Origin of the sequence: Novipirellula sp., from assembly GCF_041583735.1 — a bacterium.
Lineage (GTDB): Bacteria > Planctomycetota > Planctomycetia > Pirellulales > Pirellulaceae > Novipirellula.
Genome location: NZ_JBFHFD010000949.1, coordinates 1 through 2306, shown reverse-complemented (window position 1 = coordinate 2306; position 2306 = coordinate 1). Strand labels below are relative to the sequence as shown.

Below are 2306 nucleotides of genomic sequence, written 5' to 3'. Positions count from 1 at the left end.
GCTTGGCGACGTTGCGGAAACTGCATTACAAAGACCCTTCAAATAAGAAAATGGACCCAAGCCGAACAGGAGTATTCGGCTGACACTGATACCGCCTGTAGCAGGTTGGGTTCGCAAACCCCGCGCCAATGCGAGCGGTGCTGCGGATCAAAGCGATAACCGCCTCTCCTGCCTCGATCCGCACCCAATTTCCAAGGGGAAGTTGCCCTGCACAGCGGCGGAGTAGCGTATTGACGCCGTCCCTTCCTTTTCCTGACCCCCTCGCTTGGTGTGGCGGTGTGCGCTGGTTGGATGGCTCTGCTTTTTTGTAAAAGCCTCAACGTGGCTGTCATCCCTGACGAGGTTCCGGTTGATCACTGCGGAATTTGTTGGCACTGCGAGACTCGACTTGCAAGCAATTGCAGCACTTCCGTGGTATCCGTATCGTGATGCGAGTCGGGGAAGCCGAAGAGCTCGCAACCAATTTCTTCGCCAGAGTCGACGTAAAACGCGAAGTCTATACAGGGTGGCATTGTCTATCGAATTGGCGTTTTCTATAGAGATCGATAGATCGTGATTCATGCCGCAAATTGATGCAGCTGCCCTAGAGCGTCCGGTTTTGCTTCTTCTGCGATGCAGAGCATTTTTTTTTAAGGCGGACATTCTCTGGCCGCTGCGGCTATGTCAAAATGTCATTGACGACATGGCCGTGAACATCAGTCAACCTAAAGTAGCGTCCTTGGAAGCGGAAAGTCAATTTTTCGTGATCAATGCCCATTTGCTGCATGATCGTTGCATGCAAATCGTGCACGTGGACGGGATTCTCAGTAATGTTGTAGCAGAACTCGTCCGTGGCACCGTAGGTCATCCCCGGCCTGATGCCAGCACCGGCCATCCACAGCGAGAAGCATCGCGGATGGTGATCCCGTCCGTAGGTTTCTGCGTTGAGCGCCCCTTGGCAATACGATGTTCGCCCAAACTCGCCGCCCCACACGACCAAGGTGTCTTCGAGCAATCCGAGTCGCTTTAGATCGTTCACCAGAGCGGCGGTGGGTTGATCGGTATCGCGGCATTGCCCAGGCAATTGCTTGGGCATGGTGAAATGTTGGTCCCATCCCATGTGAAACAGTTGGATGAATCGCACGTCTCGTTCCGCTAATCGGCGTGCCAGCAAGCAGTTGTTGGCGTAGGTGCCGCGTTTCATCACGTCAGGACCATAACTATCAAGTACGTGTTGCGGCTCATCCGAAAAATCGGTCAGCTCCGGAACCGAGGTCTGCATCCGATACGCCAATTCGTATTGTTGAATCCGAGTGTGAATTTCTGGGTCACCGAACTCGTCAAGCTTTTCTTCATTCAGCTTCGCCAAATCATCAAGCATCCGCCGCCGTGCCGTCGCGTCGAGTCCAGCGGGATTGCTTAAATACAGTACCGGGTCGCCGATGCTCATCAATTTGACGCCCGCATAGGTCGACGGCAAAAATCCGCTTCCCCACAATCGGTCGTAGAGCGGTTGGCAATTGGGACGCCCCGTTCCACGCGAGACCATGGCGATGAACGTGGGCAGATTGTCGTTCATCGAGCCCAACCCATAATGCATCCAGGAACCGATGCTTGGTCGTCCCGCCAATTGATGCCCCGTCTGGAAGAACGTGATCGCTGGGTCGTGGTTGATCGCTTCGGTTTGCATCGACCGGATCAGACACATGTCATCGGCGAGCGAACCGATGTGCGGGATCAGCTCGCTACACATCTCGATTCCCGCTTCGCCGAATTTCTCAAATTTCCAGCGAGCTCCGGCCAGCGGAAACTTACTTTGCCCCGCTGTCATCCCAGTGACCCGCTGGTTCATGTCGACGAAATCACGCAGCTCTTTGCCTTCGTGTTCGCGGAGCAGCGGTTTCGAGTCGAACAGTTCTTGCTGCGACGGTGCACCGCTTTGGAACAAGTAGATGACTCGTTTGGCTTTGGGCGGGGTGTGGTACTGCTTCAGCACACCGTTGGGAGCCGGGGAATTGGATGCCGACGGCGTCGCTTCGGCACCCCAAGCTTCGCTGCCCAACATTGATGCGAGTGCCGCCGTGCCTACGCCCGAGGCGGTTCGCCCAAAGAAATGCCGGCGTGTGAGCATCAATCGGCTTTCGTCGGCAACGTGGTTCGGCTTTTGATTCTCTGCTGGCATGGTCTTCACGAGTCCACAAGGGGGTGGGGGAAGTGTGTTAGGGGATTTTTCGAACGAATGAAAGTTGCTTCATCGTTCCTTACTCAACCGAAACAAATTGATCGAGGTTGAAAATTAAGTGCGCGACGGAGGTCCATGCCGCATG

1 protein-coding gene is annotated in these 2306 nt (G+C 54.9%); it reads right to left on the bottom strand.

Features of this window, described 5'->3' with window-relative positions:
* Positions 1 to 658 precede the first annotated feature (658 nt).
* The gene (locus ABX962_RS34915) at positions 659 to 2161 is read right to left on the bottom strand and encodes a DUF1501 domain-containing protein (protein ID WP_372726272.1); all 1503 of its coding nucleotides are present in this window, start codon (positions 2159 to 2161) and stop codon (positions 659 to 661) included.
* Between the last annotated feature and the right edge of the window lie 145 nt (positions 2162 to 2306).